General features: G+C 51.5%; 3 protein-coding genes. All 3 read left to right on the top strand.

Going from position 1 to position 2,755, the window contains the following annotated elements:
• The coding region (locus tag V6D20_13515; protein ID HEY9816798.1) for a hypothetical protein at positions 1-361 on the top strand (361 nt) is incomplete at its 5' end.
• A 37-nt stretch (positions 362-398) separates the two neighbouring features.
• Positions 399-1,589, top strand: a complete 1,191-nt coding sequence (locus V6D20_13510; protein ID HEY9816797.1) for a hypothetical protein — start codon at positions 399-401, stop codon at positions 1,587-1,589.
• A 169-nt stretch (positions 1,590-1,758) separates the two neighbouring features.
• Positions 1,759-2,755 (top strand): amidoligase family protein (locus V6D20_13505; GenBank protein ID HEY9816796.1); only part of this gene is annotated, 997 nt, incomplete at its 3' end.

The raw sequence follows: 2,755 nt of genomic DNA, 5'->3' as shown, positions 1-2,755 counted from the left end.
GATGCGTCAGTATAGCTTTGGCTTGAAAACACGGCAGTTCCAGTTCTATGGAATGCCCGGAGGGAGGTATAGTCGGAACGTAGATGTGTTGCAGATGGTTGAGCAGTTCCGTAACCGCACCACATACTCTGTCGAGGCAGCCATCAAGGCACTGGCCGAGGGTAAAGTGCGTGGCTGTGTGTTGAGCGATGATCTCCGTATGCTCCGTCTGTATAAGCGGGGCACTAGCGATGCGCTATATGCTCTAGTATATCGTGATCGTTTCATTGGAGAGGTTACTGAGGAAGGCGAGTTCAGTCTCGTTGAATCAGTGCAACCTTTTCAGAAATACATGCTGGACGGTGTGCAGCTCTCCAGCTAAGAGAATACTTAGTTTAAACTACTGTGAGGAATAGCTTATGTGTGGTATTGTTGGCGTAATCGGTAACGGCATCATCGCGAATGACCTGAAGGTGTACAAGCAGATGCTTATCGCGGACAGTTTCCGTGGTATGCATAGCACGGGTCAATTCTCTGTGGGCGCAGCGGCAGGCTACGACCTATTCAAGCGTGCTGTACCGGGCTGGGGCTTCCTTGAGCATAAGGCTGCTGATGATATGATCTCCGCCTCTAAGCGGGTAATCATCGGTCACAACCGCTACGCTACTCAAGGGGCAGTCAACAGCGTCAACGCCCATCCCTTCGATACAGGAGAGATCGTGGGTGTTCATAACGGGAGCTTGTTCGACACCAAGAACCTGCATAAAGGCGATGATTATGTCGTGGATAGTGAGGCTCTGATCAATGATATCGCGCTTAATGGCGCAGCCCACACCACTTCCATCGCCAAGGGGGCATTTGCCCTAGTGTGGTACGATAGCCGGGACCGTAAGCTGCGAATCATCCGCAACAGCCAGCGTCCTATGGCGATCTATCTGCACCCGAACCGTGATGTGGCGTATATCGCATCTGAGATCGACATGCTCCGCTGGATTGTCGGTCGTAATGATAGCACGTTCGATGAAGAGCTACTCATGCCTATCGCTGCTGGGGAGCTGTGGGAGTTCGATGTGTCTAGGACTTCCAAGATGACGGAGAGTGTAGAATACTCAAAGATCGAGGTGGCAGACGAGTACCCCCCAGTTAAGACCACCTACGGAAACTGGTCGTACGGTGGTCAAGGCTACGGGGGCGGTAGCTCAAAAAAGCCCGCAAGCGGGCCAAGCGTAACAACAGGGTACGGGACTGGCAGCAGTAAACGCCCCCGCTCGCAGGCTGAGCTGTCTAAGGCGTATGATATCCAAGTTGAGGATAAGATTATCGCTGATATCACCCACGTAACCTCATGTAATAATGTCAAGTCTGGGAGGGCGTGGAATCTGTCAGGTAAGATTCTACACCCCGATAATATGGCTGGCCTTACGGTGTCTGCCTTTCACGTCTCGGACGAGATTGGTGGTGCGGGTATCTTCGAGGGTTCTCTTGTCTCCATCTACGAAGATACTAATGATAAGGTTCGTGCGGTTGTCCGGGGTCATGATCTGCGGTATCTGGGCGACAGCAAGGAGGTCATTGAATTCCAAAAAAAGACAGTACCGGCTCCGATCTGATGTTCTACATTGATGGGCAGGTGTTCACTACACTCGAACGCCTAGCCTATGGTGCGAACGCCTGCAACGTTTGTGGGGATGAGATCGAGCCGGGTGACGAATGTAAGTGGGCAGGAGATAGTTTAAACTGCCTTGATTGTTACTACGATCAACTAGCGGAGACATGCTGATGAGTAAGCAGAAAGTCATGACCGACATCTTCGGCACTCGTAAGTACAAGGGCGAGCGTCTGGGTATCGAAGTGGAGCTTGAAAATGTACGTGATCCAGAGAGGGGCTTTGAACAGATCGAAGGTAAGCAATTCTGGGCTATGGTTCATGATGGTAGCCTTCGTAATAATGGGGTTGAGTATCTCACCAACCCGCCTTTCAAGTATGACGAACTGCCGGAGGTCCTCCAACAGCTTGAGACTATCGTCAATGCCGTGCCTGACTCACGGGCCACCTGTCGGACGGGTCTACATGTCCACGTAAACGTAAGTGATATGACGGTCGAGCAGGTGCGTAATATGATCCTGCTTTCGGTGCTGTATGAGCCGGGTCTGATCTGGCATTGTGGTGAGGATAGGGCATCCAATATCTACAGCCTTGCGTCATCACAAGGTGACTTCATCCTCGGCCATATCAACCAGATGATGCATGGTGATTCAAACCGATTTGGTCATCATGTAATTGGCTGCCGTGAGTTGAAGTATAGCAGCCTTAACATCGGCGCTATTGCCGGTAAAGGCACCCTTGAGTACCGTATGCACAGGGGTACAAAGAGCAGTCAGGATATCGGCAAGTGGGTTGATATTCTGGTAGGTATTCGTCGGATTGCATGTGAGGCAGAGAGCCCAGATCATATCATCAACGGGATTGAGATGCTGCGTGAAAGGGCTGCTGATATTGGCCTCTCTCCGTCATCAATCACCCGTCGCTCTGAGCGCCGTGCTAATCTGCTGCTGATTCCTAATGTGGAATGCCCACGGTTCAGCGAGAGTCCAACCATTAAAGAGAAGACTAAAGAGTGGGACTCTATCTTCGGTGGTACGCCCGCAGCAGGAGATATGAGAGTCTTCTTGGATGAGGTGAATCAGACGTACCAAACTATGCGTGCTACAGATGGGGGCGATACCCTAAGGGGCACACGCGGTCATCGTCTATTCGGGGATAATCCAGACGATG

Source organism: Candidatus Obscuribacterales bacterium, from assembly GCA_036703605.1.
Taxonomy (GTDB): Bacteria; Cyanobacteriota; Cyanobacteriia; order RECH01; family RECH01; genus RECH01.
This window is presented reverse-complemented; position numbering and strand designations above follow the sequence as displayed.